Below are 25295 nucleotides of genomic sequence, written 5' to 3'. Positions count from 1 at the left end.
TCAAAGCTACTAGGAATATCGCTATTCAGGCTACTACTATCGTCAATAATTTAGTGCGTCAAATGCCGGGTGTTACCGCTTGATTCCGCTTGCTTCTCGAGTCAAAAATAAGCGCTTCCTCTAACCTAATTCTCTCGTTATCGCCTCGAAAAAATCATTTCCTTCACTGCGTTAGATCTTCCCTCCACCAATTTTTCGAGACAATTAGACTAAAAATGTCATTAAATGAAAGAATGTCTACATGCCTAGGATTATTGGGGATACCTTGGAAGAGCATCGCAAGAAAACTCGCCAACAGCTCTTTGATGCGCTCTCCCGTCTCCTCCAAACCAGCACGTTTGAATCGCTAACCATGGCGAAGATTGCTCAAGAGGCGGGAGTGGGGCGCACTGCGGTCTATAACCATTTCCAAGATAAAGAAGCACTGCTCCTGGCATTCATTGCCTATGAAACGGGACAGTATTCGGAGCGCTTGAACCACGCTCTGGCGGGGGTGTCCTCCCCTATTAAAATGCTGCGAATTTACATCCGGGAACAACTCACTCTCGGCTCTTCTTACCACCTAGCGCCCGGGCTAGATCTACGCCGGCAAGTATCAAATGAAACTAGCAGCGAACTACGCCTTCACGCGCAAATTGTAGAGAACATATTACGGCAAATCTTACGGAAAGCCATTAATGAGGGCACGCTTCCTCCCCAAAACCTACCCATAGCAATCTCGATGGTGAATGCGTCTCTAGCAGGCAGATCTCTACCCAAAGACCCGATTCACCGAGAATATCTGATCCACTGTATACAGGCGTATGTACTGCGTTCCTTGGGCGCGAGCCACACCTTGGCTCCGCTACCCAACGCAAAACGTTTCTTGGGACGCCGGTTAGATCTCGATGATAATCCGTTTGCTTCCCGCGAGGGCGAGGGAATGGTGATCTCCGCCTGTCCAATCCATCGAGCCAGCTAGACGCAGCTTTTTTGCTATCTGGCAAGCCGCACGTTTATCTTCCTAGGCCGTAAGCCAGGAGGAAGTGCCGGCATTTATTTGCTGAGCCGGCAACTACGGACCCGAGGGAATCATTTTGAAGTCCCAGTAATCTATAATCGCTTAAGAGAGTCAAAGGAGGAAACATGAGCACCGACCCGGTTCAGCGGGCAAGCGATCCCACGACGCCGCTGGAAGAGTTACAGTATTTAGCTCAAAACCACCCCTCCTTGCGGCCTCTCATTGCTGAAAACCCCTCCACTTATCCAGAACTTCTAGAGTGGTTAAGCGAGTTTTCTGATCCGGAAATTGCCGCCGCCTTACAGCGCCGCCAAAACCGGATGGATCGGGAAGCTCGCGAAAAAACCCGTTCCCCTATCCCGGTATCCTCTCCCGCTCCCCAGAAGGCACCAGCAGAAGAGCCCCAGAGCGCTTCCCCGCTGACTCCTACTAAAGCCAGCGCAGCTGTAGACCCGGTTAGCAGTAAAGACACTCAAGATTTACCTACCACCCCCCTCGAAGCAACCGCGGAAACGACAACCGCGAAGCCAGCGGATAAACCGGAAAATGCAGGTACCGCTGAAACTCAGGTAGCGGGAAAAACTAAATCGGAGAAACTTAAACTTGCAGACGAGGAAGATCTAGAGGACTTTTCACCAGTCGAAGAGAAAACTGCTTCGCGAAAAAGTAAGATTTTCGTGATCGTGATTGCCGTGTTGATCGGTTTAATACTATCGGTCGGAGGTAACTTAGCGGATCGTCTCACCGGCGGCGACGGCTCGAAGAGTTGGTACGGGAAGGACGGAGTGATCGCGCGCATCTTCGGAGATTCCGATCTAAATCGCGACCACAACAATAATGGGATTCCCGATGATCAAGAAAATGGGGCAAACGGTACCGGCAGTAAGAACGCTGGTGGCCAAGACACTAAGCAAAAAAACAGTAACGCCGGCGCCCAACTGGACGTGAAAACCGAGGGACGCCAGATAGCTCCCGCTCCCACCAACCAGATTGGGCAAGCAAAAGGGCTACCCAACGGCGCCTACCAGGTCGCTGAGTTTTCACTGCCCGATGCCCCCATCAAGTGCACCATCGGTAATGAAGTAGTTTGTAATGTCTTTAGCTTCACCGGAAATATCGGGCAAAACCCGGGGGCAACCGTCAAGTTCACCTTAGGTGCTGATGGCGCAAAGCCGCCCGAAGATTTAGGGGTTAAAGATAACGAAGTTTCCCAGACCGTACTCGCTAGCGGTGCTGCGGCAGCCTCAGGAGCCTACGCCTGCGAGTCCTCTGGATCGGGGGTTGACTGTTGGAATCTGCAGACCGGATTCGGGCTGAAACTAACGGTTAATAGCGCTGAAGCCTATCAACCTAAAGTTAAAGCCCCCGGCAACTAGCCTTTCCATTCCCCCGGGAGGCAGGGTATCTGGCGCCACCGCGTCCTCGAACGCGGCAGCGCCAGTAAAAACTATTAGCTTTCTCCTCCTAGCGGCCAAGCAGCCAACCTGACACCCGCAGGTAGCCGGAACTAGGCTTCCAAAAGTTCGCGGGCGACCAGCTCTGCGATCTGGATGGCGTTAAGTGCCGCCCCTTTACGCAGGTTATCGGCGCAACAAATGAACGCCAGCCCCTTTCCATCCGGAACCGATTGATCGATACGCAAGCGTCCCGTGAAAGTCCCATCCCGGCCAGCAGCATCCAGGGGATTCGGTACCTCTACTAGTTGTACTCCCTCAGCCTGCTCTAACGCCGCCTGTGCTTGTTCTAAATCTACCGGGCGAGTAAAACGCGCGTTTAGGGACAGTAGATGCGCGGTCATCACCGGGATCCGCACGCAGGTGCAAGAGGCCGCGAGCTTAGGCAGATGCAGGATCCGCCGCGACTCATTACGCAGCTTTTGCTCCTCATCGGTTTCGGCAGAGCCGTCATCAACAAAGTTTCCGGCCACCGGAACCGCGTTGAAGGCAATCGGGCGCACATAGGTCTTCGGCTCGGGAAACTCAATAGCGGCTCCGTCTAAAGCCAGTTCTTCGCAGCGCTCTACGCTAGCTTCCAGCTGGGAAGAAAGCTCTTGCACCCCAGCTCGCCCCGACCCGGATACTGCCTGATAGGAGGACGCCACTAAGGTTTCCAGCCCAAAGAGATCATGGAGCACTTTCACCGTAGGCATTGCTGCCATCGTGGTGCAATTAGGGTTGGCGATAATCCCTTTAGGGCGGTCCTTGATATCTTCCGGGTTGACCTCGGAAACTACCAGGGGCACCTCGGGGTCTTTGCGCCAGGCGGAGGAATTATCGACTACCACTGCCCCGGCAGCGGCAAAACGAGGAGCATAGGTACGCGACGCTGACCCTCCGGCGGAAAAGATCGCAATATCGATCCCCTCCAGGTCTGCGCCCTCCACGTCCTCTACAGTTATTTGCTGACCGCGGAAAGAAAGCTGCTTGCCCGCGCTACGCGAGGTAGCAAACAGGCGAATGTTAGCGGCAGGGAAATTTCTTTCTTCCAGCAGAGTACGCATTACCCGGCCGACCTGTCCGGTTGCTCCGACTAAGGCTACGGTTAGTTCTTTCATCATCGTCCGGTACCTCCATAGACCACGGCTTCAGTTTCTTCGGAATCTAAATCGAAAGCTTTATGGATAGCCAACACTGCATCATCCAGGCGATCTAAATTGATCAGCACGGAGATACGCACTTCTGAAGTAGAAATAATATCGACGTTGATCCCGGCATCCGATAGCGCCTGGAAAAAACGCGCCGAAATCCCCGGATTGTTACGCATACCTGCCCCAACTAGCGATACCTTCCCCACATTGGTGTCGTGGTCGATGCGGATGAAGTCCAAAACGTTCTTTTCGTGCTGCAGTTCTTCCATAACTCCCGGAATGTCTTCCGCCGGCATAGTGATCGAAATATTAGCCCTACCAGGGCGTGCCTCGGAAATGTTTTGTACGATCATGTCGATATTGGCACCGACTTTTGCCACCGCTGCAAACAGGTCAGCGGCCACCCCCGGGCGGTCAGGCAAACCCACCACCGTCAGCTTTTCCTGGGAACGATCATGGGCAATACCAGAGATAATGGGAGCTTCCACGTTTTCCTCCTCAAGGGCTTTAGCAGGGACAATCCCTCGCAATGATTTCGGGGCCGGACCTTGGGCAATCCAAGTGCCATCTTTATCGGAAAAACTAGACCTTACATGCAAGGGCACCCGGTAGCGCCGGGCAAACTCTACTGCTCGCAGATGTAAAATCTTGGCGCCATTTGCTGCCAGCTCTAAAGTTTCCTCATAGTCGAGGGAGTGCAATGCCCGGGCAGTAGGAACCAGGCGCGGATCAGCGGTGAACAATCCGTCAACATCGGTATAGATTTCACACACATCAGCATGAAGGGCAGCTGCTAACGCCACGGCAGTAGTATCAGAGCCGCCACGTCCCAGAGTAGTCACGTCTTCGGCATCGTTAACGCCCTGAAACCCGGCTACAATCGCCACATTATTGTCTCGGATTACGCGGGCGATTCTTTCCGGAACCATCCCGACAATCTGGGCTTTACCGTATTTAGCGTCGGTACGAATACCGGCTTGTGCGCCGGTAAAAGCCATCGCCGGTACTCCCTGCGCGGAGATGGCCATAGACAGTAAAGACATAGAGATACGTTCGCCAGCAGAAAGTAAAATATCCATTTCCCGGGCGGGAGCATGAGCATTAAGTTCGGCCGCCATATCAATCAGGTCATCGGTGGTATCTCCCATAGCGGAGACCACGACCACCACTTGATGCCCGGCTTGACGGGTTTGCACAATTCTGCGCGCAACCCGTTGCAACGACTGGGTGTCGGCAACCGAGGATCCGCCATACTTTTGCACAATCAGTGCCATTTGTTCCCCTTGTATGCCTAGCGATTAGCTGTCTTCTGCAATTATTGTAAGAATTTGGCGCAATCTCGGCTTTAGCGTCTCAAATTTGCTGGTAGGTAAGCAAACACACAAAATCGGGCACCCCGCCCGGGTTCTTCCTGGGACTTTTGCCACCATTAAGCGGTTTGCGTTTTCTCGCGGAAATTCTATTCGGCCGAACGCCTTCCCTCCAAGGCACGCCCTAAAGTAACTTCATCAGCGTATTCCAGATCTCCACCTACCGGTAGTCCCGAGGCCAGGCGGGTAACTTTTAACCCCAGGGGGGAGATGGTGCGGGTCAGGTAGGTGGCCGTAGCCTCGCCCTCAATATTGGGATTAGTGGCAATAATGATCTCTTGTACGCTGTCACCCGACAGGCGGGTTAGCAGCTCCCGCAAACGCAACTGTTCGGGGCCAATCCCGTTTATCGGATCGATTGCCCCTCCCAGCACATGGTACAGACCGCGATAGCTGCGGGTGCGTTCAATCGCCCCCACGTCTTTGGCTTCTTCAACTACACAAATAACCGCCTGGTCTCGTTTTGGATTGCGACAGATAGAACACAGTTCCTCTTGGGCAATATTGCCGCATTTAGTACAAAAGCGGATCTTTTCTTTCGCATCGATTAAGGCCTGCGCCAATAGTTCTGCTTCGGCTTTCGGGCGCGACAGCACATAGAACGCGATGCGCTGTGCTGATTTTGGTCCAATCCCCGGCAGTCGCCCTAAAGCATCGATTAGATCTTGCAAAGCGCCGTCATACATATAAGTTAAATACCCGCTTTCCCGCTGCCGCCAGAATTATCTACCGTCTCAATTATCTTGCCACCAAGCATAGATTTTGCGACCTCGACCCCCCAACGTCCGCCGCTTTCATCGAGCGAAACATCAGGATCGGAGAGATCGGGGATATCTTCATCTTCATAGCTGGGAGGTGCGCCCGGTGCTGGGGAAGCACTTTCATCGTCCTCGCTTGATGCGGCCGACCCCCGCGGAGCAGCCGGGATATCCGGCTCGAAAGTCTGCTCACGCGGCGCTGCTAGGGGCGCAGAGTGACTAGCTTCAAAGGGTACCGAGGATTGGTTTGCTCTGGGAGCGACTAGTTCATCGGCAAAGTCACGGGGCGCCGCCATCACTGCATTTACGCTGCCAGGTGCCGGCGAAATAGAGGTTTCGGGGCGAGGCGCTGCCATTTCTGCCGCTGGCGCCTCGAACGGTGAGGGCGCTGCCGCAAGTGGTGTCACAGGCTCCGACATTGTCGGATGCGCCGCGTCCTCTGCGCCCTGATCGTTTTCCTTAGAAACGGAGTCTGACGCTTTGGGGTTAGCGATGATCCAGTCAGCATTGGAGGATGCCGGCTCACTTTCTTGCCCAGGTTTATCCCCGGGCTTATCCGCTGCTTTGGGGGTCTCACCTGCAGTTTCCGCAATTGCGTTTGCGGCGTCCGCGGAGGTGCTAGGGACGGGATCAGGGTTTGCTTCACCACCCACTGGTTCTGGATAGGAAATCTCTTCACTGCCATCTGCCGGATCCGCGTCTTCGGGAGGATATTCCTCTTCTTCCGGGGGTGCCTCCTGGGGCAGAGTTTTCTCTACTTGCGAGGAAGCATCTAGTTTGAACCGGGATAGCACCTCGCTCATAGCGGGCGCACGGCTATCATCGCTTCCCGGAAGTACCTGCACTGTCCAGGAATCTGACAGCTCCTCCTGTAAGCATTTCTCTATCGGGGCCAGCCGTTCCTTCAAGTATGCAACGGTCTGCGGAGTATCTGCTAACAAGGTAACTTGCTGGTTTTGGGCACCTCCAAGCTGCAGATGGCGATTGCAAGTTGACCACAGTCGCTGATCAGAGTCCCGCAAACGCGCAGAAACCCTACCCCAAGATTCCAGTAACTGCCAGTATTGTTCCCCTTTTTCTACTTCCGGCACCTCGCGCAGGGAAACGCTAGCCGCCAGTTCTTTGGGAGAGAGTTCCTGCTCCGCTACTTCATTGCGGGGAGCCTGTTCTGGTTGGGTAATCTGCTTTCCAATAACTGGAGCAGACTGTTTATTATCAATAGTTTCCGGGCGCGGAGCAGCCAGTTCTGGGGCCCCGCCACCTGTAGGGGAAGCCGCCGGAACCGGGTTCGCGCGAGGAGCCGCGGGAGCCGGTTCAGTAGGAGCTTCAGGGGCTCTAGGAGCCACGGCATCTGGTCGGGCATTTGCGGTATTTTGAGGACGCTTCCGTCCCGGACGATGCAGAGCGGCCATTGCGGCCTCAGCCCCGCTCAAAGACCCAGAAGAGGCAGAATCGTGTCCACCTGCAGCTACCTGGCTCTGTTCGGGCAATAAAAGCCGCGCAGCCAGTAGCTCAACTTGCAGGCGCGGAGCGGTAGCTCCCGTAAGCTCGGTTAAAGCAGTATTGGTGAGATCGCTGGCGTGGGAAATCCCGGCGGTTCCCCAACGCTGCGCTTGGGTTTGCATCGCCGCTAATTGATCGGCGGGGGTTCCCGCTAGTACCGTCTGAGTATCCTCAGCGGATGAAACCGAGAGTACCAGCAGATCCCTAAGATGTAGCAGTAAATCTTCCAGGTAGCGGCGAGGCTCATGCCCGCCCTCCACCATTTTGGCGATCACCTCGAATAGGGCGGCTCCGTCACGGTCAATAATGGCGTCTACAGAACGCTCTAAAATCGCACTGTCTGTGTATCCGAGCAGCGCGGCGGCAGTCCCATACGCTAGTTTGCCGTCCTCGGCACCTGCCATCAGCTGGTCAAGCACCGAAAGTGAGTCGCGTACTGAACCCGCGCCTGCCCTCATCACTAGCTGCAGCACTCCCGAGTCAGGTTCGATATCTTCGGCCTGGCAGAGCTTTGCCATATATTGTTCCATTGTTTCCGGCGGCACCAAGCGGAATGGATAGTGGTGGGTGCGGGAACGGATAGTACCGATTACTTTGTCAGGTTCGGTGGTCGCAAAAATAAACTTTACGTGTTCGGGGGGTTCTTCCACGATTTTCAGCAGGGCGTTAAATCCTTGCTGGGTAACCATATGAGCTTCATCTAGGATAAAAATCTTAAAACGATCCCGCACCGGGGCAAAGCCTGCCCGCTCTCGCAGTTCTCGCGCGTCATCTACCCCGTTGTGGCTGGCGGCGTCGATTTCTACTACATCGAGGGACCCTGAGCCCCCGGTCGCTAAGTCTTTGCAGGATTCGCATTTTCCGCAAGGAGTGTCGGTAGGGCCTTCTGCGCAGTTCAGACAGCGCGCCATGATTCGCGCCGAAGTGGTTTTGCCGCATCCGCGCGGCCCAGAGAAAAGATACGCATGGCTAATGCGCCCAGAGCGCAGCGCCGCCATTAACGGTTTGACCACGTGATCTTGCCCAATCACGTCTTGGAAAGTGTCTGGCCGGTAGCGGCGATAAAGTGCGATACTCACGGCTCTACTGTACTAAAGCCCAGCGATAAGCGGGGTGCCTGGAGAGGATTGCGATAAAAAAGACCCTTCACGCACCCGATAGCGCACCCTTATCCTTGCTGCCTTCCGGCCCTGGGGAGGTTCGAATGATATCGCCGCGTGAAGGATCTCCCCCAGTTTAGCTTAGGAGGGCGCTAACCGGAAACGGTGCGGTCAACGCGGGGGCGAGCAGGTAACTGGCGAGGACGCGGGCGCGGTTTCTAGGGAAACAGCGCCCGCCTTTATTTCGGGGCTGTGTTCGACTCCTCATTTCCAGAATCGACATTAGCGAGAGCATTTAGGTAGACTCAAACTTGTGCCTGGAGGTATCGCCTAGTGGCCTATGGCGCTCGCTTGGAAAGCGGGTTGGGTGCAAGCCCTCGGGGGTTCGAATCCCCCTACCTCCGCCAATGCCCTCCCTGGAAGTTATTTCTGGTGAGGGCTTTTACTGTTTTTCTAGGTGTTTTGCCTGGTGGTAACATATTTGCCCTTTGCGCCATTCTGAGACATCGAAAGACAGCGAGAGACAGAAAAAGACAAAACGCGGGCGTCTAATGGTACATTTAATGGTACATTTCGACGCAGGCAGGCAGACATGGGACGCACAAGATCATTCGGCTACATCAGGACGCGCAAGCGGGAGAACGGCAATTCTTATCAAGCCTCATATATTGTCCCGGCGACGGGCAAGCGACGCACTAAGACTTTCAGAGCGAAAAAAGACGCGACCACTTACCTAGCTAAGACCGCGCTATTGATTGACGCCGGGAAAACCCTAGACGCGCCTAAGCCGCGCCGCGTGCCTACGGTGAAAGATTGGGGCGAAGAATGGCAAAAACGTTTGAAAGATTCGGGGGCGTCCCCTAATACTCTGAGGTCTTATAAATCGGCTTTGAATCGCTACGTGTACCCGGCTTTCGGGGATCGCGCGCTCTCATCTATCGCCCGCCCTGAGGTCATAGACTGGTACTACAAGACCGCGCCGGAGCATCCGGGGGCGCGCCGGAACGCTTATCGCAGTTTTTCCGCGCTTATGAATGCTGCGGTAGAAAATGAATTTATTGAGGTCTCCCCCGTGCATATTAAGGGCGCTACATCTAAAAAGCGGGTGCGTGATGAGGATAGGGAGCGGGTGGCGACTGATGAGCAGGTGGAGAAAATCGCGGGGGCGATGCCGGGGAGGCTCGCTATTATGATTTATTTGGCGGCATGGGCGGGGCTACGCTACGGGGAGATAGCGGCGCTACGCCGGCGGCATATTGACCTAAAAAATCGGCGGATTATGGTGAGGGGCGCGGTTAAGCGCGGCGAAACCGGGAAGCTTGTCGAGGGTGTGCCTAAGACGGCGACGGGGCGGCGGGACGTGCCTATCTCAGACCCTCTAGCCGCTAAATTGAAAGACCACCTAGCCGCCTATGTAGGCAAGAGCCAGGACGCTTTAATTGTGTATTCGAGGGCGGGAACGTTCCTATCTAATAAAACGCTGCATAACAGCTATAACCCTGCTGTAGCCGGGGCGGGGCTACCGGGCTTCAACTTCCACCAACTCCGCGCCACCTGTGCAACCATGCTTGCGCGCGTGGGCGCTACGGAGGCAGAGATTCAGGCGATTCTAGGGCATTCGACCTGGTCGATGTCGCAGATTTACCAGCGGGCTACTAGTGAACGGTTAGTGGAAGTAGTAAATAAAATGCACGACGCGGGGGAAGAATAAGTTATTTCCAGGCGTCCCATGTGGGCTTATCTGTCGTGGTGAAATTCGTGTTAGTGCCGTCCACATATGTTTCGCCGTCCATCTCGTAGACTGAGCATTTCACGATTGCCAAAGTCGGCTCCTTTATCCCCTGCACAATAGCCTTGCCTTTGGCTTCAAGAATTAGCCCGTAGTCGCCTTGCTCGGGGTCTTTATTTTCAAGCTGCACCCACGGGGTCTTTTTCATGGTCGCCCAGTCGATTTCGAGCCGCCCGGCATCGCCCTGTTTGCGTTCGAGTAGTTCGTGGCAGCCCTGTTGCCCCTGCTCGATGTTGATTGCAGCAATGTCCGCTTTAGCTTTATTAGAGTTTAGCGGGTCTGCTTTCGCTTCCTTTTCTGCCTCCGCTGCTTTTTCCTTTTTCTCGATGTTAGCGCGGGAAATTGTTAGCTTTATTTGGGTCGTGACCTTGACGGTCGCCCCGGGTTGTGGGTCTTGGGCTACCACTTCGGCGGAGGATACCGCAAGGATTATTTCACCGTCTTTAGGCTGCGGGGTGACCGAGCTAAAACCCGCGTCGTCTAGGATTTTTTGCGCTTCCCCGTAGGTTTTGCCAACCACGTCCGGCACCTTTTTTGAGGGGGCTAGGAGCATGGCGGCGACCCCTATTAGGGTTAGTATCACGATGATGATTAGGAGGATTCCCCACCATTTTTTGTAGAACGGTTTTTTGGGTTTTGTGCGTGGTGGTAGCTGCGGGGCTGGTGTGCTCATGGCGGAGTTTCCTTATTTTTTGTGGGTTGTTTCAGGGCTTATTTTATAGGGTGACTGGGTGTGTTTGTGCGAGTTTGCGGCGATACGCTTCTACCGTCCATCGGGGCAGGTTGAGCGCGGACGCGATTCCCCCGGTGCTCCAACCGTATTGCGTCTCCCAAAAGCGGTATTCTTCGGGGTCTATGATTTCCTGTGCTACGGCTTCATCAATGCGAGCTTCTACCGGGGCGGCTTGGTGGCCGTCATGCCTAGCGACGGCGTGAAAAGTTTCATGAGCTAGGACAGGGACAAGCCAAGATGCAGGAGTGCGGCGGTTTATATAGATAGCACGGAGATCATCTATATATATGCCCTGCCAATCGCCCGGCATTTCTACATCCATAAATAAATCTACCTGGTGCTTTTCGCACCAGGCGGTTAAAGATTCTAGGGAGGGCGGCGATTCTTCCCACCAGTCGGGATAGATCACGGCTGATTATCCGCTTCGCCTTTGAGTTGGTCGTCGATCGTGTAGCCCGGATTCTTAGCTGCAAGTTTCCAGACGGGGATAACGCGCGGGTCAAGTTTTCTGCCGGCTTCTAGGTCTAGTAGGTCGTTATAGGCGCGGTCTACGATTTCGGCGGGATCGTGGTCTATGGCGGTGCAGATACGGGAATAAAAATCAGTAGGCAAAATCCGTATGCCATTTAGATACATATTGATCTGCTTGGCGGTTGTGCCTGTCTCTGCCGCTAGTTCCCGCTGGGTGATTTCTTTTTCTTCTGTGGCTTCTTTCAACCTTGCTGCTAGGAGTGTAGCAAAAAGTTTTCCGCGCTTCTTTATATCCATATGGACAATTATACCCTATTTTATTACCCAAATGGATAACAACAGGTGTGACCCATCTTACATGACGTCCACTTGAACAACTGCCTCCAGCCCTTTATAGTTGTTCACATGGACAACATGGAACCTAATAAATGGATCGCTCACCAAATCGAGGCAGCCATCCAAGAAGAACGCACAAGTTCTCACGCAGTCGCAAAGGCTGCCGGCATTGCGTGGACTACATTCCAGCGTCGCCTTATCCCCGTCGGCAATTTCGACTGGGACGAGCTAATGCGAATAGCGACCGCGCTAAACCGTCCCCCCGCATACTTCACCCCGCCCCAGTTCCAACACACAAAAGAGGCAGCGTAGCCATGCAGGGCACCCTATTTGATACGGCCGATACCGACCTGGCAAGCACCGGGTACAGCGGGGAGCAACTCGCGGGCGTAGACCGGGACGCTTTAGGCAATCTCGCGTTCCTATATACAGCCAGCGAAAAAGGCAACTCATCCGGAATAAGATTCGCCGCCACTATCGAGGACGCGCAAAAATGGTGTTCTTCCCCGGTATCGCGCGGGCAACTCCACGGCGTGCGATGGGCTTATTTTTGGACTTCCGCCGCCAATTACATTAATTGCCACTGGGATATTAAAGACGCCCGGCTTGACCTGAAAGGCTTTACAGATTCGGGCGAATGGGACGAGAGAATCGCCGCGACTGGGTGCAAAAAAATTGCGCTTTGGGAACTTCCCTCCGTGCTTTCTAAAGCCGGGATTGAGGTGCTTAACGCACCGGCTAAGCCGGGGAGGTTTCCCCTTGGCTAGAATCCCGCTTTGTGAGTTATTGACCCGTGATGAAGCCGCGAAAGCCGCGAAACTTTCCCCGCGCACGATTGACCGGCTGGCGCAAGCCGGGATAATCCAGAAGCGCTATTTAGGGCGGTCATCACGGATTTGGATTAAAGACCTTGAAAAACTTCCAACTTTTACCAAGCGACCCACTACCTAAAGGAAAACCCGCAATGAAGCATGAAACCCCGCCCGCAGTGTTTTGGGCACGCAGAGCAGGCTTAGCACTAATGCTAATCGCTGCCGCGATGTATGCCGCGTTCTTTTTCGCCCCCGAAGCTGAGGCCGAAACCGTAACCGCTGCCGCCGCGTTTTGGGGAATGGTAAGCACCTACACAATCGGGGCATTACTGCTTTTCACACCCACAAAATAACACCCACCAGAAAGGAAAACCCTAATGTCAATCATTTGTATAACGCTCAAGATTTTAGCGATTATCACGTTCGCTTTCGCGTTAGCGCTGGCGGTCCTAGCTATCCAGGAGCGGATACGGCTAAAACAAAACCCGCCCCGTCACCTAAAAGAACCCACCACCCCGACCGTTAAGGAGGCAATCAAAAAATGAGCAGCAAGAACAATTTCCCGAAACCTGAAACCACCCAAGACGCAGCCCGGCAACTCGCAGTGTGCAAACTGGTGAAAGACCAGGTTAAAAAGATTGAGACCCCCGCACGCGCTTTCATTGAGGACGCTTTGAAACCAGGCGACCGGCTATATGCGCGCGGTGTGGACGGTGAGAAAGAAATCGCCGTACTTATCCGCTCAAAACCTAAGGGCGGGCGGTACAAGATTAAAGACCCGGTGGCGTTCGCGCTTTGGATTATCGAAAACGACCCCGAAATCGCTTATTTACACGTAGAAACCACGATCAAGAAAACTTCCCGCTTGAATGAGTCTGATTATCTTGAGGGCTACATGGAAAAGCAAGCCGGGGAAATCCCGGATGGTGTGGAGGAAGCGCCCCCCGCGCGATCCACCCTCACTGTGCGTCAGTCCTATGAGCAGGCAGAGAACTTGCTTGAGGACGCGACCGCAAGAGGTGGCATATCGGGGCTGTTAGAGGCGGTGAGCGAAAATGAGTAGCCAGGCTTTAACAATCTCACCTAAGCAAACCAGCTTCACACAAACCCAACTCGCGGCGCTGCAACATCTAGGGATCGACCAAGCCGATAAAGGTGACCTCGATGTTTTCATGCACTACTGCCAAAGAACCGGGCTAGACCCGTTTAGCCGTCAAATCTATATGATCGGGCGTAATGTGCGGCAGGGCAACCAATGGGTAAAGCGCTGGACAATTCAAACCTCGATAGACGGGGCGCGGCTTATCGCCCGCCGTGTCGCAGATGAGTCCGGCGCGCCTTATTCCACCGAGGGACCGTTCTGGTGCGACGCAGGAGGCAATTGGGCTGACGTTTGGTTGAAACCGACCCCGCCCGCCGCCGCTAAATATGTAGTCCTATATAAAGGCGGCTCATTTACCGGCATTGCCCGTTTTGACGCCTATAAGGCGGTTAATCGAGAGGGGGAAGTGACCGGGCTTTGGGCGAAAATGGCGGACACGATGCTCGCTAAATGCGCCGAGATGTTAGCGCTCCGCAAAGCGTTTCCGCAAGATATGTCCGGGCTTTACGTGTCGGAGGAAATGCGTCAGGCGGATAATGTCGCCCCCTTGACCTCTCAGGTGCAGCACGTCCAGCAAGCACCGCAACCACAACCCGCACCCGCCCCTAAACCAACTTTGCTAAATCAGGCGCAGATAGACGGGATACAAGCCGGAATGTCTGAGCTTGGATTAACCGCCGTGAAAGCCGCCGAGGGTATCCGCTACTACACGAAAGGACGCACCTCAAAACTATTTGAGATGACCGTGGAGGAGGGGAAGGCTCTTGCCCTGCATATTAATGAGCAGCTCGCGAAGAAAAACCAACCCCAAGACGCCCCGCCGGTAAATGAGGCACCACCCTTGCTTGATGTGGAGGTAGTCGAAGAATGAGCGAAAAACCTCGAATAGTTACGCGGTTCTGCTGGATATGCAGAAAGCCAATCGAGCTGACCGGCACCAACTCGCTATATAAGCCGGATGGTGAGCCGTACATGATTTTTTGCGATACGTGCTGGCATGAGCACATGGAGGGAAAGGCACCGGGCTATGAGTGAGAAGCTTTTGACGATGGAAACCGCCCACGCTAGGACGACTGACCCGACTACTTCCAGTCTTGCCGCTGAGACCGTCCCGGTGAACCGGCACATGGGCTATGTATTAGCGGCAGCGCGTGAGCTATATATCAGCCCTGAGCCTTTCACTGATGCGGATTTAATCACCTACCTACACATGCACGGCTGGGCGCTCACGGAGCAATCCGTGCGCTCACGGCGCGCGGAGGCTATCCGGCATGGGTGGATAAAAGTCGCCGACCGGGACGGGGTTTCTAGTACGGGGAGGGCTTGCCGCCGCTACCGGATCACCCCCGCCGGTATCGAAGCGCTAGACCGCGCTAAGACCGAGGAAGAGTGGAAAGCCGAGAGGCGGCGCGCGTCATGAAATGGATTGACTGGACAGCGTTGGACGGGATAGCTTTCACGGTGCTAGGTAAACCGGTATCGCAAGGCTCAATGAAAGTTAACCGCCGTACCGGCAGCCTTTACCACGTGAAAAACGATGCGCTTGTGCTTTGGCGTCACCGGATACTTCAAGAAGCATTTCTACAGGCTCACGCTCACCGCTGGATTCTTCCAGATGACGGGACGGGGCTAGACGAACCAGTTCTATTGTCGGCGCGGTTTTATTTGAAAAAGCCTTTACGCCCCCGTTTCCTATATCCCGCCGTAAAACCCGACCAGGACAAGCTATTGCGTGCCGTGCAGGACGCGCTAGCGCCCCGCAAGGGGCGGCGATTCCTTTTCGATGATTCCCGCGTTATCGGGTCACGGGTGCAAAAGGATTACGCAGCCTCGCGTCGGATTGGGGATAAAGACGGGCCGCGTCTTGAATGCGCGGTTTATAGATTCCCGGGGCGCGGTAATGGGTGATCTTGATGAAGAAGCCCGGAAAGATGTTAAAGAAATCTTGCATGTGCTTATTGAAAATGGGCTTTTAATGCCAGATATAGACCCGGAGTTTTGTTTAATATCGACTGATTTTTTAAATGTTTTGGAAGAAATGGGAGGAGGAAAAAGAAATGAAAGACAACACCCGGTGGGTGAAGTTATCCCAAGATTTTCCGCAGCACCCAAAGATGAAGGCAGTCTCGATCCCGGCGCGCTGGCTTTTCACTGAATTGCTTTGCTACTGCTCAAGATTTTTGACTGATGGGGAAATCTCGAGGGATGCCGCCAATGATCTCGCTATGCCTATAGCAATGCATACAGCAATGCTTAAAGCATTACCTAAAGCAATGCGCGAAGCAATGCTAAAAGCAATGCCTGCCGCAATGCTTGATTTTGAGGAAATCGCGGATGCACTATTTGACGAGCTATGCACTAATGACCCTACTAAGCCGAGCCTAACTAAAACGGAGGACGGTTTTAAGGTTAGCGATTATCTTGATTACCAGACCTCAAAAAACGATATTCTTGCACTTCAAGAGCGCGGGCGGAAGATGGCGCAGGCACGATGGGGCAAGAAAACCGATACTAAAAGCAATGCTTCAAGCAATACACAAAGCAATGCTGTAAGCAATGCTAAAAGCAATACAGAGAAAGAGAAAGATAATTACCCCCCTACACCTAACGGTGTATCCCCCCAAGGGGGGAAGCGCGCGCCGCAAAAGAAGCCGCGTAAAACTTCCAGACCGAAACCGCTCCCGCCCGATTGGGCACCGAATCCAACCCACGCCAGGATCGCACTAGAAACCGGCGTAAACCTCAACACCGAAGCCGAAAAGTTTCGGGATTATCTGAAAGCTAGCGGGAAAACCTACGTGGATCATGACGCGGCGTTCCGTAACTGGCTAAGAAGCCCCTATCGCAATAACGCAGGTCACGCCGCGCCCCGCTACCGGACACAGGCAGACCAGATCGAGCGCATGTTCCAAGTCGCCGCCGCCTCAGACCTGGCAGACCAAGCCGCAAGCGATAGCGCGGAAATCTTCACGCTACCAGCACCGACAGGCGGTGACGCGGCATGATTACAAAAACTCTAGCCGCTGAGATTATCGGGTATCTTGCCGGGTGCGGCGTCCTCAACGTCAAAGGCGAGAATCAGGCGCTCATCTGGGCGGATTACCTGAACCACGCCGGGGAAAACATTACCGAAGCGCTTAAAAGTGACGTTGAGGCAGCGACCCGAAACCTTGTTCTGACCTGGCAAAACTCCCGGGAATACGCCCCGCGTATCAGCCCCGAAGCGTTAGCCCACGAGATTCGGAAAATCCAGGCGGCCAGGTTAAACGCGGTGGAAAATGCCGCCCCGGAGAACTCACGAATCAACCCTCCGGAAAATCCGGATAGTTACGTGACCTGGGAAAAAACCCGCAGATTCTTAATCGCGGTGAAAGCGCTACCGGTGGAGACCGCAGAGCGTGAAGCCCTCACTAAAGCTAGGCAAATATCGAAACTACCAGCGCAAAGGAGCGAAAAATGAAAGCCACCTGCAAATGCGGAAAAACGTGGATCCAGCACGGAAACTCTAGCGGGCATTGCGCAAAATGCCATGAAACATTTTACGGAATCGGTGCTTTTGACAACCACTTTAACCACGATAGCCAGGGCAAACCGATCTGCCTGCCGGTCAAGGAGTTACTGCCAACCTTGGAGCGGTGCGGCTGGCTAGCGGACGAGGAGGGGCAATAGCACTGGGCGACAGTGAAAACCGATGCCCGCACCTGGAACGAATACAGGCAGCAGCACCCTCACCCCCTGGCGCGCCGTGAGAGCTGTTCCCAATCGTGAGGAACGGACGAAAACCCCGCAACCCTACCCCAGGAAGGCAAGCGATCTAAAACCCCGCCAAAACGGCACACGCACACGCCGACAGACAGGAGGCGGCAACCCACCAGACCAACTAGCACCGCGCGAAATACGCGGGAAAAACAATTAAATAAATCAAAATAAAACCCACAATAAAAGGAAGATTAAAATGGCAGAAATGACCGCAATAGAAATCCCACAAATGACCACCCAAACCGCTGTAATCCCAATCAAGGGATTAAGCCCGCTAATCATGCATAAATGGAGCGAGAAAGCTAAAAAACAGATGCTCGACAACATGCAGGGCAAGAAGAAAGGCAAGGAGCTAAAAGACCCTGAGGCGGAGTATCGCGCCGCGATCTACCAGCTAGACGAAACCCGCTATGGCTTCCCGGTGGTGGCTTTCAAAGCCGCAACCGTACGCGGCGGCAAACTCATGGGACAAGTAATGACCGAACTCCGACAACTCATGAGTTTTAAAGGAGAATACTCTACGATCTGCGACCAAGAACTCGCGGAAATTAAAGGCGAACCACACATGCGAGAGGACACCGTGCGCCTATCACGTGCCGGCAGCGACTTGCGTTACCGCCCGCAGTTCGACGAATGGGAAGCGACCCTAGTGATTGACTTCTTCCCTAACCTGCTGTCCCTAGATTCACTAATCGCGCTCATCAACTTCGGGGGCAAAACCGTTGGAGTTGGGGAATGGCGACCCGAGAAAAACGGTCTTTACGGCACTTATGAAGTCGTGCCGGGCGACATCAAGATCATCAAGGAGCAATAAAAATGGTAAACGCGACAATTGAGAAAGAGCTGCGGGCGTTGCATTCCCGCGACGGGGTACTCACCTGCGAAGCGGTAGTAAAAGAAGCCCGCGCGAAATCCTCACCCCTACATGATTATTTTACCTGGGACGATTCACGCGCCGCCGAAAGATACCGGCTAATCGAAGCCGGAAGACTAATCGCAACCGTGAGAATCGAATACACCCCCAAAAAAGCCACGCAGGTAGTTTATGCCCCCGCGTTTATCCCTACCGGGACTAATAGCGAGGGTAAACGGCAATACTACCCAGTCGAGGAAGTCACAAAAAACGACTTTCTAAGAGAAAAAGCACTGGCGGATGCTCGCAGCGAAATGGAGGGCACACGCGCCCGCTATTCCCACCTAGTCGATCTGCTGGAACTATCCACCGAGGTTTTCGCCGCTTAATAGTAAACGCCGCCAAGGCAGGCCGGGTAAGGCAAAGCATGGTGAGGCCAGGCAAGTCCCGGCGAGGTCGGGTTTGGCATGGCTTGGCAGGCGAGGCATGGCGAGGTGCGTCCAGGAACGGCGAGGCGAGGCTAGGCGTGGCGCGGTTAGGCAGGCATGGCACGTCCGGGTCGGGCTAGGCATGGCATGGAAAAACAACAACACAAAAAATAAAGGAGAAAAAATAATGGCAATCAAACATATTTCCGGCATCGGAAACCTAGGAAAAGACCCACAACTCAGATACACCAACAACGGGACAGCCGTCTGCGAATACTCACTAGGCGCAACCGCATCCCGCCAAAACCAAAACGGCGAATGGGAAGACGACGGCGCACCCCTATGGCTCTCCCTAACATTCTGGGGGCAAGAAGCCGAACACTACTCCACAGCAGCCAAACGTGGGCAGACCATCGAATTCCACGGAACCGGGCTAAAACTAGACCCCTGGAGCAGCCAGGACGGGCGCGCCGGCATCACCTACCGGGTACTAAAACCGGCGATACGAATCAGACCCCCCAAGAACCAACCCGCCAGCAACGGGCAAGGGCAGGGGCAATGGGGCGCGCCCACCGACAACCCCTGGGCGCAACAACCCGCGCAACCTACACAGCAAGCCCCGGCGGATCAACCCCAAACCGACGCATGGGGAAACGTCGACAACACACCCCCCTTCTAAACCAAAGGAAACCCCAAAATGACTAGTAAGAAAAAACTGCTAGATGACGCGTGTAACCAACTTTGGACTATCGAAAGCTACCAAAACGAAATCATTAGCTGTATTCAGAACGCCGGATTCGACTTATACGAACTAAAAGACGTTCTCGAAGATTTTCCCCGCGAGTTTGACGAGAGCAAAGAAAAATTAAGCAACCTGCTAGAAGCCGCTTATCAGTTGGAAGGCTGGGCGATAGGTCACCACCAGGTCATCCAGGAGCTGGGTGAGATTATGACGAAAATCGAGAAACCCCAAAACCGTAAGCCGGGAGGTAAAAAATGATTACCGATGAACCCCCAATGCAACGCATCTGGTCATGCCTACGCGCCATTCTTTGCGACGCAGGCTCGGCACAAGACAACTGCGCAGACCTAGTATTCGACATACCCGACGCGCTCGGATACCTCACACCCATCAGCGGACAAGAAAACGTTCCCGCTGATCTGGCAGGTTTCGAGAAAACCATTAAAACCCTAGAAGATTACGCCGCCGCAGGTGAATCCAGCCTTTCTAACGTTTACCGCTACACGCGGCTAATCCGAGGAGCACTAGAAGAAATGAGAAAAGAGACAGAAAATGACTAATTCCCACGACGCCGAGATTGCCACTGTCGCAAGCAAACTCGTTGCCACTATCGACAAGCAAGCAAAAATCATGCAACAACTAACCTCTATCGGAAAGAAAATTGAAGATCATCTATACAGCCCGGAATCTGAAAAAATTGACGGACTTTTAAGAATACTCGCTGGCGGGGCAAACACAGCCGCGATCGTCAGCAAAACCCCCATCAACGAAATCCGATCTCTTTCCTTCACCCTCTACTCGCTACTAGACGACAAGAAGAAGGAGGCTAAAAATGGTTAGTCGCGAATACATGGACACCCTGCTAGACATACAGACGACCGTGATGGGTCTTGGGAACGCTGTCGATTACGCGCAAGACCTCGCAAAATATCTTGGCTATACGTTAGGGAAAAGCGAGGGTTATCTGCGAGCTGCCACCCCTGAATTCCTAACGAAATTCCCGATACTCATAGACGAACCAATCGATAAATCGATTATTTTAGCGGGCGACCTAGAGACCATAGCCAGCAAGCTAGGCAAGCAAATCACCACGATTAAAAAGCTCATCGCGACCGCCCGCACCCTCGCTAATAGTCAGGAGGCCGGGAATGTTGAGAAATAAAGATCGGCAACTCACGCATAAAGCCCGCGCACAATCCGAGAATATAGCGTTCCGTGTAGACGTCACAGACCGCGCCGCACAGCAGCTACGCACCGCCGGGCAAGACTTCAATCATTGGCTAGACGATCTCACAGATGAGCAGCTAATTGAGAAAATCCCGAACATAAACGAGCGGCTCGACTATGTATGCAGTCTAGCGGTTGAGGCACAAAAAGACTCCGCTGAATTTATCGGGCGAATCTGGGACATTCGGATAACCCTTGGAAAACTCGCTACACGCGTTAAAAACCGGCATAACCAAAAGGAGGGCGGGGAATGTTAGACAAAACCCAAAAAAGAGCCATCGCGAACCTGCGAGAAGCCGCAAAATATCTTGCTCAATCCACGACAGAGCTAAACGCCATAGTCTACGACTATATCCGGGCATGCCAGGACTTTAACCGACAAGTTTTCGAATCCAACGACAAAAGACTAATGGAATGGCTGCCAGAGATACAAGAGAGTCTAGATTGGCTCGCATACCTAGCCTCCAGTCTGCAAGTCACAGCCGCAGAGCAAGTAATTGATCTTTATAGGGCGGGGACACCGGTCAAGATTCTAGAAATCGCCAAAGCCCAAGAGAAAAAGAGGAAAAAACAAAAATGAACACCGAAAAACACCCAGACCTAACCTTTCTAGAACCGTTTGTAAGACGGGGGCAGCAGGAGCTAAAAGAATTTGCCGCCATTTGCGCCAGGAAGCGGAGAGAGCTTTATGAGCTAGTCAATCGCGATTGCCAGAAAAGTTTGGACGACATAGAAAAAGAGGAGGCTACTAAATGCGAGACCCGTTAGACCCTCCGGTATGGGCGAAAATCCTGTTAATACTCGCGGTAGCGGCGCTAATCATCATCGGGCTAGCCACTATGACCGCGCCTACCTGTGACCCGGTCACGAAATCCGCCCCGGTCACTTCCGAGACCTGGTGCCGGATCTTACATGATACTGGCTCGCGCTTGTCGTGCGACTGGGAAGATTCGACACTACCCACCAGGGCGCTAGAAAAATACCGCACTAATCCCGGCATCACCATAGAAACCGCCACGATCAACGCTACAAAAGAGGGGCAAAAATGATCCTTGTAGATACCCTAAAATTTCTTAAAACCGCCGCCGAAAAAACCGCTGAAATCGGCTGGATTCTAGAAGCCCGATACGACAAAGACACCACCCGATACTATAGCCGTCATGTCCACGAAGTCGGGCTACTAGCCCGACTCTTAGGTAACCTCATATCGACACTAACCGGCAACGCTATAACCAGGATCACCGCGAAACCCGGGGAATACGACTACATACAAGCCGAATTCGAGAATGCCCTCAGCTATACCGAAACCGTCACCGAAATAGTGCGTCAATGGTACAACTATACGATTGACCTGCTGCAATGCGCTGAGCCAGAAAGATTAGTCGAAACTTGGCGGATGGACGGCTACGAGTCCCCTTATTTGGTGGACTATCGCGAAGCCTGCGACGAGCTGAAAGCAGCAATTGACCTCGATAAAACCGTAGAGTCCGAGATGACGTTTTACGTGGAGAAAGTCGAAAAACTAGCGCGCCTAGCCGCCGCATACGAAGCCCGAAAGAAAGGCAAATAATGCCGGCTAATAAACCCCGCCCGCCCGTCACTGCAAAACCATGGGCAATCGACGCCGCCTGCGCAACACCCGCCGGCATAGCCTTAATAGACCTGCTAGCAGACCACCCTTCCACGTGGGACAACCCGTATGTACAAAAACGCATACACACCCTATGCGAGGCTTGCCCCGTCAAAGCTGAATGCCGCCGCCTAGGGGAAGAAAACGCGCGAGGCACCACAGACCGATACATGCGCCTAAACTACGGCATGCCCTACGCCGGACACCCCCTAAAACACTACAGACAAGAAACCGCCGCCTAGGAGGATCAAGCCATGAGCACCGACCCCGCCACTAATGAAGATAAGATGATTAGCCCCGCCCAGGCACACGACTACCTCGACAGAATCCAAGAATGGGACGGCAAATATTTAACCGTAATTGATCTAGCCACCATGACCCTAAAAGCCGACATCGGGCGGCACGGCAAAAACTCTAGACTCTACGCCCTACCATTCCACGCCGAACGCTGGCTAGACGAGCCACAAGACGGGGCAGACGGCGCGAAAACCTGGGACGCCATGCGCGCCGTCTTAGATGATTGGGCAGCAACCCTAGCCGACACGCTACAACTCGACCCCGCCGACACCTGGGACACCCTACACGCCGCCATTGATGAAATGCTTTATCTGCATCATGATGATCTGCCGCTACTACTAGACGAAATCGGCACAATCTGGAAGCGAATCCGGCGGAATGTTGAACCCGCCGCCAAATCCTACACATGCCCCAAATGCGGCAACCCCACCTTTTTGAAATACGGGGTGAAAGGCTGGGACGAAAAATACACCTGCAAAACCTGCCGCATCGCCTGGAAACCCGCCGATCTCTACACTGCGACCCGCCAAAAAATCGCGCGCTCCGACCAATGGATAGACACCGCCCACGCCCTTGCAGCATTCCCCGGCCTCACCCCCGACCGGCTCTGGCAATGGGCACACCGGGGACAAATCGAGGTTAGGAAAAACGGTAAAGGCAGGAATCTTTACCAGGCGTCCCAGATAAGGGAAAACCTGCTATAATGTCAGGCAATGGGCGTATTTCGCGCGCCCAAAAACTCTAGACTTAAACCAGCCCCGCTAGCCTTTACCCGGTTGGCGGGGTTTTGCTATACCCCACAGGAAACCCCGCAACGATGCCCAAAACTGAAACCCCCCGCCCGTTGGGGAAAGCCCTAGAAACCCCAATCACCCTAATAAAACCCGCCCCCGACAACCCTAGGAAAATACCCGAAAAAGCCATTGAACAAGTCGCTAAATCAATACAACAGTTCGGGTGGCAACAACCCCTAGTTACCGATAAAGACCGGGTGATAATCGCGGGACACACGCGCTATTTGGCAGCAAAAAAACTCGGCCTAAAAACCGTGCCATGCATCAAAGCCACCCACCTCACCCCTAAGCAAGCCCACGCCTACCGCATCGCCGACAACCGCTCCCACGACTACACCACCTGGGACTACCCCGAACTAATCCAACAAATAAACGAACTCGACAACTTCAACGACGTGTTAGACGTGGCAGACTGGGCAACCGTCCTAGAATCCATACCCGACCCCGAACCCCTCAACCTAGACGACGATGAAACCAGCCCCGCGCCCGCGAGTTCTCAGCCCGCACCAGACACCCCCCTTGATCTAGACGACGCGGCCGCGGCACTCATCCAAAAACAATACATCCTAACCATCGAATGCCTAGACGAGGACAGCCGCGACGAAATCGAATACACCCTCGCACACACCCCAGGAGTGCTAAATGTCCGCCGCAAACGCGAATAACATTAACCTCCCCGAAAACCTCCAAGTCGCGATAATCAGCGGGGGAAGACCAAAACTAAAACAACACGCCACCGCCCGTCTGCTCGCACCCCTCAAAGACGCGGGCATTAAAAATATTGCGTGGGTCGTGTCAGAAAAAGACGCCCCTAAGTATGAGACAGACGAGCACCCGATCGAAACCTATTCAACCGAATGGGCGCATGAATATGCCGCTACCCACTGGATGAAACCCAACAAACCAAACCCCGGGGACTTCCTCGGAGCATTCCCCGGTAGAGAATGGGCATGCCACCTCGCCGCCCGGAACCATTGCCGCTACCTACTCCAACTCGACGACAATATTCAGCGCCTATCAATAGGCAGCAGAGACACCGCCGCCGGTGGCGAAACCGCGAAAAAACTAAACGGGCTAGTCTTCTACGCGCAAATCCTAACCAACGTAACCGCAGCCACCAACACCAGAATGTGCGGCGCGCAACTAACAGCCGTCGCCGGAAACAAGAACACCATCCTAGCCCGCACCGGCTTCCCCTACTCCCTATTTCTCGAACAAATCGACGATAACCGCGAACCCTGGTTCGGGCCATTCGAAGACGACATAACCCACGCGTACCAGTACGGGACAAGAGCAGACGGAGCGACAGCGACCCTAGTCCCACTATTGAACTATCGGAAAGAATCAAAAGCTAAAACCGGGATGCGGTCAAACTACCAACACGACCGGGCAAGATACCTACAGCAAATCTTTCCCGAAACCGCCAGCGTCACCTACATAAACGGGACAGCCAACGGGGCAGGAGGCGGGCGAATCTTCCACAAAATGAAACCCGGAGCAATCCGCAACCCCCTCACCATCACCAACCCTAAGCTATGGGATGCCACCCGCCAACAACTCACCGACGCCCTCAACCTATGGGGGACACTCGAAGCCACCCGGGCACGCGAAAAAGTTATTAAAAGAACCCGAGGACACCATGCAACAACCTAACCGCTCAACGCGCCGCCACATAAAGCAACGCAAAGCCTTTCAAGACCACGCAAAAAAACATAACCTCCCCTGCTGGATATGCGGGCAACCAATCAACTATGAAGCCCCCTACAACAGCAGCGACCCCGACCGCTTGCAGCTAGACCACCTGCTGCCCGTCTCAACCCACCCCGAACTATTAGAAGACCCCGCCAACTTCCGCCCCGCCCACGCCTCATGCAACCAGTCAAGAGGCAACAAAGCACCCCGCCCCGGCATCGGCCACACAAGCAAAAACTGGTAAACCATCTCTCACCAGCATAAACAGAAGCTAAGGGGGAGGGGGGATAACATCACAAAACCCCCTGACCA

General features: G+C 53.9%; 38 protein-coding genes, 1 tRNA gene and 1 other RNA gene. 32 read left to right on the top strand and 8 right to left on the bottom strand.

Going from position 1 to position 25295, the window contains the following annotated elements; genetic code table 11:
• Window positions 1–241: 241 nt before the first annotated feature.
• Together L0M99_RS03565 and L0M99_RS03560 are read left to right on the top strand one after the other, a co-directional pair.
• On the top strand, window positions 242–961 hold the full coding sequence (locus tag L0M99_RS03565) for a TetR/AcrR family transcriptional regulator (RefSeq protein WP_024058297.1): 720 nt from the start codon (window positions 242–244) through the stop codon (window positions 959–961).
• A 164-nt stretch (window positions 962–1125) separates the two neighbouring features.
• Window positions 1126–2376 carry a hypothetical protein gene (locus L0M99_RS03560; protein WP_238127804.1) on the top strand — a complete coding sequence of 417 codons (1251 nt, stop codon included), beginning with the start codon at window positions 1126–1128 and terminating at the stop codon, window positions 2374–2376.
• Between the two features lie 131 nt (window positions 2377–2507).
• Here L0M99_RS03560 and L0M99_RS03555 read toward each other — a convergent pair whose 3' ends face one another.
• The 5 genes from L0M99_RS03555 to ffs form a co-directional block, all read right to left on the bottom strand.
• Window positions 2508–3557 (bottom strand): aspartate-semialdehyde dehydrogenase, encoded by a 1050-nt coding sequence (locus L0M99_RS03555; RefSeq protein ID WP_238127803.1) that lies wholly within the window; start codon window positions 3555–3557, stop codon window positions 2508–2510.
• A complete protein-coding gene (locus L0M99_RS03550; protein ID WP_238127802.1) occupies window positions 3554–4861 on the bottom strand; it encodes an aspartate kinase in 1308 nt (435 codons plus the stop codon). The genes L0M99_RS03555 and L0M99_RS03550 overlap by 4 nt, the downstream gene beginning before the upstream one ends.
• A gap of 185 nt (window positions 4862–5046) precedes the next feature.
• Window positions 5047–5643: a recombination mediator RecR gene (gene recR, locus L0M99_RS03545; protein ID WP_024058293.1), complete on the bottom strand. Its 597-nt coding sequence runs from the start codon at window positions 5641–5643 to the stop codon at window positions 5047–5049.
• Between the two features lie 5 nt (window positions 5644–5648).
• Complete coding sequence (locus tag L0M99_RS03540) at window positions 5649–8297, bottom strand: DNA polymerase III subunit gamma and tau (protein ID WP_238127801.1); 2649 nt, start codon at window positions 8295–8297, stop codon at window positions 5649–5651.
• Between the two features lie 55 nt (window positions 8298–8352).
• Window positions 8353–8448, bottom strand: an RNA gene (gene ffs / locus L0M99_RS03535) — signal recognition particle sRNA small type.
• Between the two features lie 189 nt (window positions 8449–8637).
• Between ffs and L0M99_RS03530 the strand changes: the two genes are divergently transcribed.
• A tRNA-Ser gene (locus L0M99_RS03530) sits at window positions 8638–8725 on the top strand.
• Between the two features lie 185 nt (window positions 8726–8910).
• Window positions 8911–10029 (top strand): tyrosine-type recombinase/integrase, encoded by a 1119-nt coding sequence (locus L0M99_RS03525; RefSeq protein WP_238127800.1) that lies wholly within the window; start codon window positions 8911–8913, stop codon window positions 10027–10029.
• A gap of 1 nt (window position 10030) precedes the next feature.
• On the opposite strand, the gene L0M99_RS03520 is transcribed toward L0M99_RS03525, so the two are convergent.
• From L0M99_RS03520 to L0M99_RS03510, 3 genes are read right to left on the bottom strand one after another with little or no spacing between them, the layout of a single operon-like run.
• Window positions 10031–10780, bottom strand: a complete 750-nt coding sequence (locus L0M99_RS03520) for a PASTA domain-containing protein (RefSeq protein ID WP_238127799.1) — start codon at window positions 10778–10780, stop codon at window positions 10031–10033.
• 43 nt (window positions 10781–10823) lie between these two features.
• Window positions 10824–11249 (bottom strand): hypothetical protein, encoded by a 426-nt coding sequence (locus L0M99_RS03515; RefSeq protein ID WP_238127798.1) that lies wholly within the window; start codon window positions 11247–11249, stop codon window positions 10824–10826.
• Window positions 11246–11608 carry a helix-turn-helix domain-containing protein gene (locus L0M99_RS03510; RefSeq protein ID WP_238127797.1) on the bottom strand — a complete coding sequence of 121 codons (363 nt, stop codon included), beginning with the start codon at window positions 11606–11608 and terminating at the stop codon, window positions 11246–11248. The genes L0M99_RS03515 and L0M99_RS03510 overlap by 4 nt, the downstream gene beginning before the upstream one ends.
• A 108-nt stretch (window positions 11609–11716) precedes the next feature.
• Between L0M99_RS03510 and L0M99_RS03505 the strand changes: the two genes are divergently transcribed.
• The 28 genes from L0M99_RS03505 to L0M99_RS09975 all read left to right on the top strand — a co-directional run bounded on the left by L0M99_RS03505 (window position 11717) and on the right by L0M99_RS09975 (window position 25227).
• Window positions 11717–11959 (top strand): hypothetical protein, encoded by a 243-nt coding sequence (locus L0M99_RS03505; protein WP_238127796.1) that lies wholly within the window; start codon window positions 11717–11719, stop codon window positions 11957–11959.
• Window positions 11960–11961: 2 nt separating this feature from the next.
• Window positions 11962–12414, top strand: a complete 453-nt coding sequence (locus tag L0M99_RS03500; RefSeq protein ID WP_238127795.1) for a hypothetical protein — start codon at window positions 11962–11964, stop codon at window positions 12412–12414.
• On the top strand, window positions 12407–12598 hold the full coding sequence (locus tag L0M99_RS03495) for a helix-turn-helix domain-containing protein (protein ID WP_238127794.1): 192 nt from the start codon (window positions 12407–12409) through the stop codon (window positions 12596–12598). Before L0M99_RS03500 ends, L0M99_RS03495 begins: the two co-directional genes overlap by 8 nt.
• A 13-nt stretch (window positions 12599–12611) precedes the next feature.
• Window positions 12612–12812: a hypothetical protein gene (locus L0M99_RS03490; RefSeq protein WP_238127793.1), complete on the top strand. Its 201-nt coding sequence runs from the start codon at window positions 12612–12614 to the stop codon at window positions 12810–12812.
• 24 nt (window positions 12813–12836) lie between these two features.
• Complete coding sequence (locus tag L0M99_RS03485) at window positions 12837–13004, top strand: hypothetical protein (protein WP_238127792.1); 168 nt, start codon at window positions 12837–12839, stop codon at window positions 13002–13004.
• Entirely contained in the window at window positions 13001–13522 is a 522-nt protein-coding gene (locus L0M99_RS03480; protein ID WP_238127791.1) for a hypothetical protein, read from the top strand. Before L0M99_RS03485 ends, L0M99_RS03480 begins: the two co-directional genes overlap by 4 nt.
• Window positions 13515–14432, top strand: coding sequence for a phage recombination protein Bet (gene bet, locus L0M99_RS03475; RefSeq protein ID WP_238127790.1), 918 nt, complete (start codon window positions 13515–13517; stop codon window positions 14430–14432). Before L0M99_RS03480 ends, bet begins: the two co-directional genes overlap by 8 nt.
• A gap of 156 nt (window positions 14433–14588) precedes the next feature.
• On the top strand, window positions 14589–14981 hold the full coding sequence (locus L0M99_RS03470) for a hypothetical protein (protein WP_238127789.1): 393 nt from the start codon (window positions 14589–14591) through the stop codon (window positions 14979–14981).
• Entirely contained in the window at window positions 14978–15469 is a 492-nt protein-coding gene (locus L0M99_RS03465) for a hypothetical protein (protein ID WP_238127788.1), read from the top strand. Before L0M99_RS03470 ends, L0M99_RS03465 begins: the two co-directional genes overlap by 4 nt.
• A complete protein-coding gene (locus tag L0M99_RS03460) occupies window positions 15462–15716 on the top strand; it encodes a hypothetical protein (protein WP_238127787.1) in 255 nt (84 codons plus the stop codon). Before L0M99_RS03465 ends, L0M99_RS03460 begins: the two co-directional genes overlap by 8 nt.
• Before the next feature lie 82 nt (window positions 15717–15798).
• Window positions 15799–16566 (top strand): hypothetical protein, encoded by a 768-nt coding sequence (locus L0M99_RS03455; RefSeq protein ID WP_238127786.1) that lies wholly within the window; start codon window positions 15799–15801, stop codon window positions 16564–16566.
• Window positions 16563–17021 (top strand): hypothetical protein, encoded by a 459-nt coding sequence (locus tag L0M99_RS03450; RefSeq protein WP_238127785.1) that lies wholly within the window; start codon window positions 16563–16565, stop codon window positions 17019–17021. The genes L0M99_RS03455 and L0M99_RS03450 overlap by 4 nt, the downstream gene beginning before the upstream one ends.
• A complete protein-coding gene (locus L0M99_RS09980; protein WP_425304301.1) occupies window positions 17018–17230 on the top strand; it encodes a hypothetical protein in 213 nt (70 codons plus the stop codon). The genes L0M99_RS03450 and L0M99_RS09980 overlap by 4 nt, the downstream gene beginning before the upstream one ends.
• A gap of 286 nt (window positions 17231–17516) precedes the next feature.
• On the top strand, window positions 17517–18134 hold the full coding sequence (locus L0M99_RS03445) for a hypothetical protein (protein ID WP_238127784.1): 618 nt from the start codon (window positions 17517–17519) through the stop codon (window positions 18132–18134).
• A 2-nt stretch (window positions 18135–18136) separates the two neighbouring features.
• Window positions 18137–18562 carry a hypothetical protein gene (locus tag L0M99_RS03440; RefSeq protein ID WP_238127783.1) on the top strand — a complete coding sequence of 142 codons (426 nt, stop codon included), beginning with the start codon at window positions 18137–18139 and terminating at the stop codon, window positions 18560–18562.
• A 226-nt stretch (window positions 18563–18788) separates the two neighbouring features.
• A complete protein-coding gene (locus tag L0M99_RS03435; protein ID WP_238127782.1) occupies window positions 18789–19280 on the top strand; it encodes a single-stranded DNA-binding protein in 492 nt (163 codons plus the stop codon).
• A gap of 18 nt (window positions 19281–19298) precedes the next feature.
• Window positions 19299–19601, top strand: coding sequence for a hypothetical protein (locus L0M99_RS03430; RefSeq protein ID WP_238127781.1), 303 nt, complete (start codon window positions 19299–19301; stop codon window positions 19599–19601).
• The gene (locus L0M99_RS03425) at window positions 19598–19903 is read left to right on the top strand and encodes a hypothetical protein (RefSeq protein ID WP_238127780.1); all 306 of its coding nucleotides are present in this window, start codon (window positions 19598–19600) and stop codon (window positions 19901–19903) included. Before L0M99_RS03430 ends, L0M99_RS03425 begins: the two co-directional genes overlap by 4 nt.
• Window positions 19896–20183 (top strand): hypothetical protein, encoded by a 288-nt coding sequence (locus tag L0M99_RS03420; RefSeq protein ID WP_238127779.1) that lies wholly within the window; start codon window positions 19896–19898, stop codon window positions 20181–20183. The genes L0M99_RS03425 and L0M99_RS03420 overlap by 8 nt, the downstream gene beginning before the upstream one ends.
• Window positions 20176–20505 carry a hypothetical protein gene (locus L0M99_RS03415; RefSeq protein ID WP_238127778.1) on the top strand — a complete coding sequence of 110 codons (330 nt, stop codon included), beginning with the start codon at window positions 20176–20178 and terminating at the stop codon, window positions 20503–20505. The genes L0M99_RS03420 and L0M99_RS03415 overlap by 8 nt, the downstream gene beginning before the upstream one ends.
• Window positions 20492–20827: a hypothetical protein gene (locus L0M99_RS03410; protein ID WP_238127777.1), complete on the top strand. Its 336-nt coding sequence runs from the start codon at window positions 20492–20494 to the stop codon at window positions 20825–20827. The genes L0M99_RS03415 and L0M99_RS03410 overlap by 14 nt, the downstream gene beginning before the upstream one ends.
• Window positions 20821–21150, top strand: coding sequence for a hypothetical protein (locus tag L0M99_RS03405; RefSeq protein WP_238127776.1), 330 nt, complete (start codon window positions 20821–20823; stop codon window positions 21148–21150). The genes L0M99_RS03410 and L0M99_RS03405 overlap by 7 nt, the downstream gene beginning before the upstream one ends.
• Window positions 21151–21322: 172 nt before the next feature.
• Entirely contained in the window at window positions 21323–21619 is a 297-nt protein-coding gene (locus L0M99_RS03400) for a hypothetical protein (RefSeq protein ID WP_238127775.1), read from the top strand.
• Window positions 21616–22140 carry a hypothetical protein gene (locus L0M99_RS03395; RefSeq protein WP_238127774.1) on the top strand — a complete coding sequence of 175 codons (525 nt, stop codon included), beginning with the start codon at window positions 21616–21618 and terminating at the stop codon, window positions 22138–22140. The genes L0M99_RS03400 and L0M99_RS03395 overlap by 4 nt, the downstream gene beginning before the upstream one ends.
• Window positions 22141–22454: 314 nt before the next feature.
• Window positions 22455–23201 (top strand): hypothetical protein, encoded by a 747-nt coding sequence (locus L0M99_RS03390; RefSeq protein ID WP_238127773.1) that lies wholly within the window; start codon window positions 22455–22457, stop codon window positions 23199–23201.
• A 113-nt stretch (window positions 23202–23314) separates the two neighbouring features.
• On the top strand, window positions 23315–23956 hold the full coding sequence (locus tag L0M99_RS03385; RefSeq protein WP_238127772.1) for a ParB N-terminal domain-containing protein: 642 nt from the start codon (window positions 23315–23317) through the stop codon (window positions 23954–23956).
• Entirely contained in the window at window positions 23934–24944 is a 1011-nt protein-coding gene (locus L0M99_RS03380; RefSeq protein WP_238127771.1) for a hypothetical protein, read from the top strand. The genes L0M99_RS03385 and L0M99_RS03380 overlap by 23 nt, the downstream gene beginning before the upstream one ends.
• Window positions 24832–25227, top strand: coding sequence for an HNH endonuclease (locus L0M99_RS09975; protein WP_425304300.1), 396 nt, complete (start codon window positions 24832–24834; stop codon window positions 25225–25227). Before L0M99_RS03380 ends, L0M99_RS09975 begins: the two co-directional genes overlap by 113 nt.
• The last annotated feature ends 68 nt before the right edge of the window (window positions 25228–25295 follow it).

Source organism: Varibaculum cambriense (genome assembly GCF_022133705.1).
Taxonomy (GTDB): Bacteria; Actinomycetota; Actinomycetes; order Actinomycetales; family Actinomycetaceae; genus Varibaculum; species Varibaculum cambriense_A.
The sequence above is the reverse complement of the archived record's forward strand: the minus strand, read 5'-3'. Positions and strand labels throughout refer to the sequence as shown.

Bases quoted from the DNA above. Each gene is read 5' to 3' on its own strand.
- L0M99_RS03565 (WP_024058297.1), top strand. From the start codon at position 242: ATGCCTAGGATTATTGGGGATACCTTGGAAGAGCATCGCAAGAAAACT.
- L0M99_RS03560 (WP_238127804.1), top strand. From the start codon at position 1,126: ATGAGCACCGACCCGGTTCAGCGGGCAAGCGATCCCACGACGCCGCTG.
- L0M99_RS03555 (WP_238127803.1), bottom strand. From the start codon at position 3,557: ATGATGAAAGAACTAACCGTAGCCTTAGTCGGAGCAACCGGACAGGTC.
- L0M99_RS03550 (WP_238127802.1), bottom strand. From the start codon at position 4,861: ATGGCACTGATTGTGCAAAAGTATGGCGGATCCTCGGTTGCCGACACC.
- recR (WP_024058293.1), bottom strand. From the start codon at position 5,643: ATGTATGACGGCGCTTTGCAAGATCTAATCGATGCTTTAGGGCGACTG.
- L0M99_RS03525 (WP_238127800.1), top strand. From the start codon at position 8,911: ATGGGACGCACAAGATCATTCGGCTACATCAGGACGCGCAAGCGGGAG.
- L0M99_RS03520 (WP_238127799.1), bottom strand. From the start codon at position 10,780: ATGAGCACACCAGCCCCGCAGCTACCACCACGCACAAAACCCAAAAAA.
- L0M99_RS03510 (WP_238127797.1), bottom strand. From the start codon at position 11,608: ATGGATATAAAGAAGCGCGGAAAACTTTTTGCTACACTCCTAGCAGCA.
- L0M99_RS03505 (WP_238127796.1), top strand. From the start codon at position 11,717: ATGGACAACATGGAACCTAATAAATGGATCGCTCACCAAATCGAGGCA.
- L0M99_RS03500 (WP_238127795.1), top strand. From the start codon at position 11,962: ATGCAGGGCACCCTATTTGATACGGCCGATACCGACCTGGCAAGCACC.
- L0M99_RS03490 (WP_238127793.1), top strand. From the start codon at position 12,612: ATGAAGCATGAAACCCCGCCCGCAGTGTTTTGGGCACGCAGAGCAGGC.
- L0M99_RS03485 (WP_238127792.1), top strand. From the start codon at position 12,837: ATGTCAATCATTTGTATAACGCTCAAGATTTTAGCGATTATCACGTTC.
- L0M99_RS03480 (WP_238127791.1), top strand. From the start codon at position 13,001: ATGAGCAGCAAGAACAATTTCCCGAAACCTGAAACCACCCAAGACGCA.
- bet (WP_238127790.1), top strand. From the start codon at position 13,515: ATGAGTAGCCAGGCTTTAACAATCTCACCTAAGCAAACCAGCTTCACA.
- L0M99_RS03470 (WP_238127789.1), top strand. From the start codon at position 14,589: ATGAGTGAGAAGCTTTTGACGATGGAAACCGCCCACGCTAGGACGACT.
- L0M99_RS03465 (WP_238127788.1), top strand. From the start codon at position 14,978: ATGAAATGGATTGACTGGACAGCGTTGGACGGGATAGCTTTCACGGTG.
- L0M99_RS03460 (WP_238127787.1), top strand. From the start codon at position 15,462: ATGGGTGATCTTGATGAAGAAGCCCGGAAAGATGTTAAAGAAATCTTG.
- L0M99_RS03455 (WP_238127786.1), top strand. From the start codon at position 15,799: ATGCATACAGCAATGCTTAAAGCATTACCTAAAGCAATGCGCGAAGCA.
- L0M99_RS03450 (WP_238127785.1), top strand. From the start codon at position 16,563: ATGATTACAAAAACTCTAGCCGCTGAGATTATCGGGTATCTTGCCGGG.
- L0M99_RS09980 (WP_425304301.1), top strand. From the start codon at position 17,018: ATGAAAGCCACCTGCAAATGCGGAAAAACGTGGATCCAGCACGGAAAC.
- L0M99_RS03445 (WP_238127784.1), top strand. From the start codon at position 17,517: ATGGCAGAAATGACCGCAATAGAAATCCCACAAATGACCACCCAAACC.
- L0M99_RS03440 (WP_238127783.1), top strand. From the start codon at position 18,137: ATGGTAAACGCGACAATTGAGAAAGAGCTGCGGGCGTTGCATTCCCGC.
- L0M99_RS03435 (WP_238127782.1), top strand. From the start codon at position 18,789: ATGGCAATCAAACATATTTCCGGCATCGGAAACCTAGGAAAAGACCCA.
- L0M99_RS03430 (WP_238127781.1), top strand. From the start codon at position 19,299: ATGACTAGTAAGAAAAAACTGCTAGATGACGCGTGTAACCAACTTTGG.
- L0M99_RS03425 (WP_238127780.1), top strand. From the start codon at position 19,598: ATGATTACCGATGAACCCCCAATGCAACGCATCTGGTCATGCCTACGC.
- L0M99_RS03420 (WP_238127779.1), top strand. From the start codon at position 19,896: ATGACTAATTCCCACGACGCCGAGATTGCCACTGTCGCAAGCAAACTC.
- L0M99_RS03415 (WP_238127778.1), top strand. From the start codon at position 20,176: ATGGTTAGTCGCGAATACATGGACACCCTGCTAGACATACAGACGACC.
- L0M99_RS03410 (WP_238127777.1), top strand. From the start codon at position 20,492: ATGTTGAGAAATAAAGATCGGCAACTCACGCATAAAGCCCGCGCACAA.
- L0M99_RS03405 (WP_238127776.1), top strand. From the start codon at position 20,821: ATGTTAGACAAAACCCAAAAAAGAGCCATCGCGAACCTGCGAGAAGCC.
- L0M99_RS03400 (WP_238127775.1), top strand. From the start codon at position 21,323: ATGCGAGACCCGTTAGACCCTCCGGTATGGGCGAAAATCCTGTTAATA.
- L0M99_RS03395 (WP_238127774.1), top strand. From the start codon at position 21,616: ATGATCCTTGTAGATACCCTAAAATTTCTTAAAACCGCCGCCGAAAAA.
- L0M99_RS03390 (WP_238127773.1), top strand. From the start codon at position 22,455: ATGAGCACCGACCCCGCCACTAATGAAGATAAGATGATTAGCCCCGCC.
- L0M99_RS03385 (WP_238127772.1), top strand. From the start codon at position 23,315: ATGCCCAAAACTGAAACCCCCCGCCCGTTGGGGAAAGCCCTAGAAACC.
- L0M99_RS03380 (WP_238127771.1), top strand. From the start codon at position 23,934: ATGTCCGCCGCAAACGCGAATAACATTAACCTCCCCGAAAACCTCCAA.
- L0M99_RS09975 (WP_425304300.1), top strand. From the start codon at position 24,832: ATGCCACCCGCCAACAACTCACCGACGCCCTCAACCTATGGGGGACAC.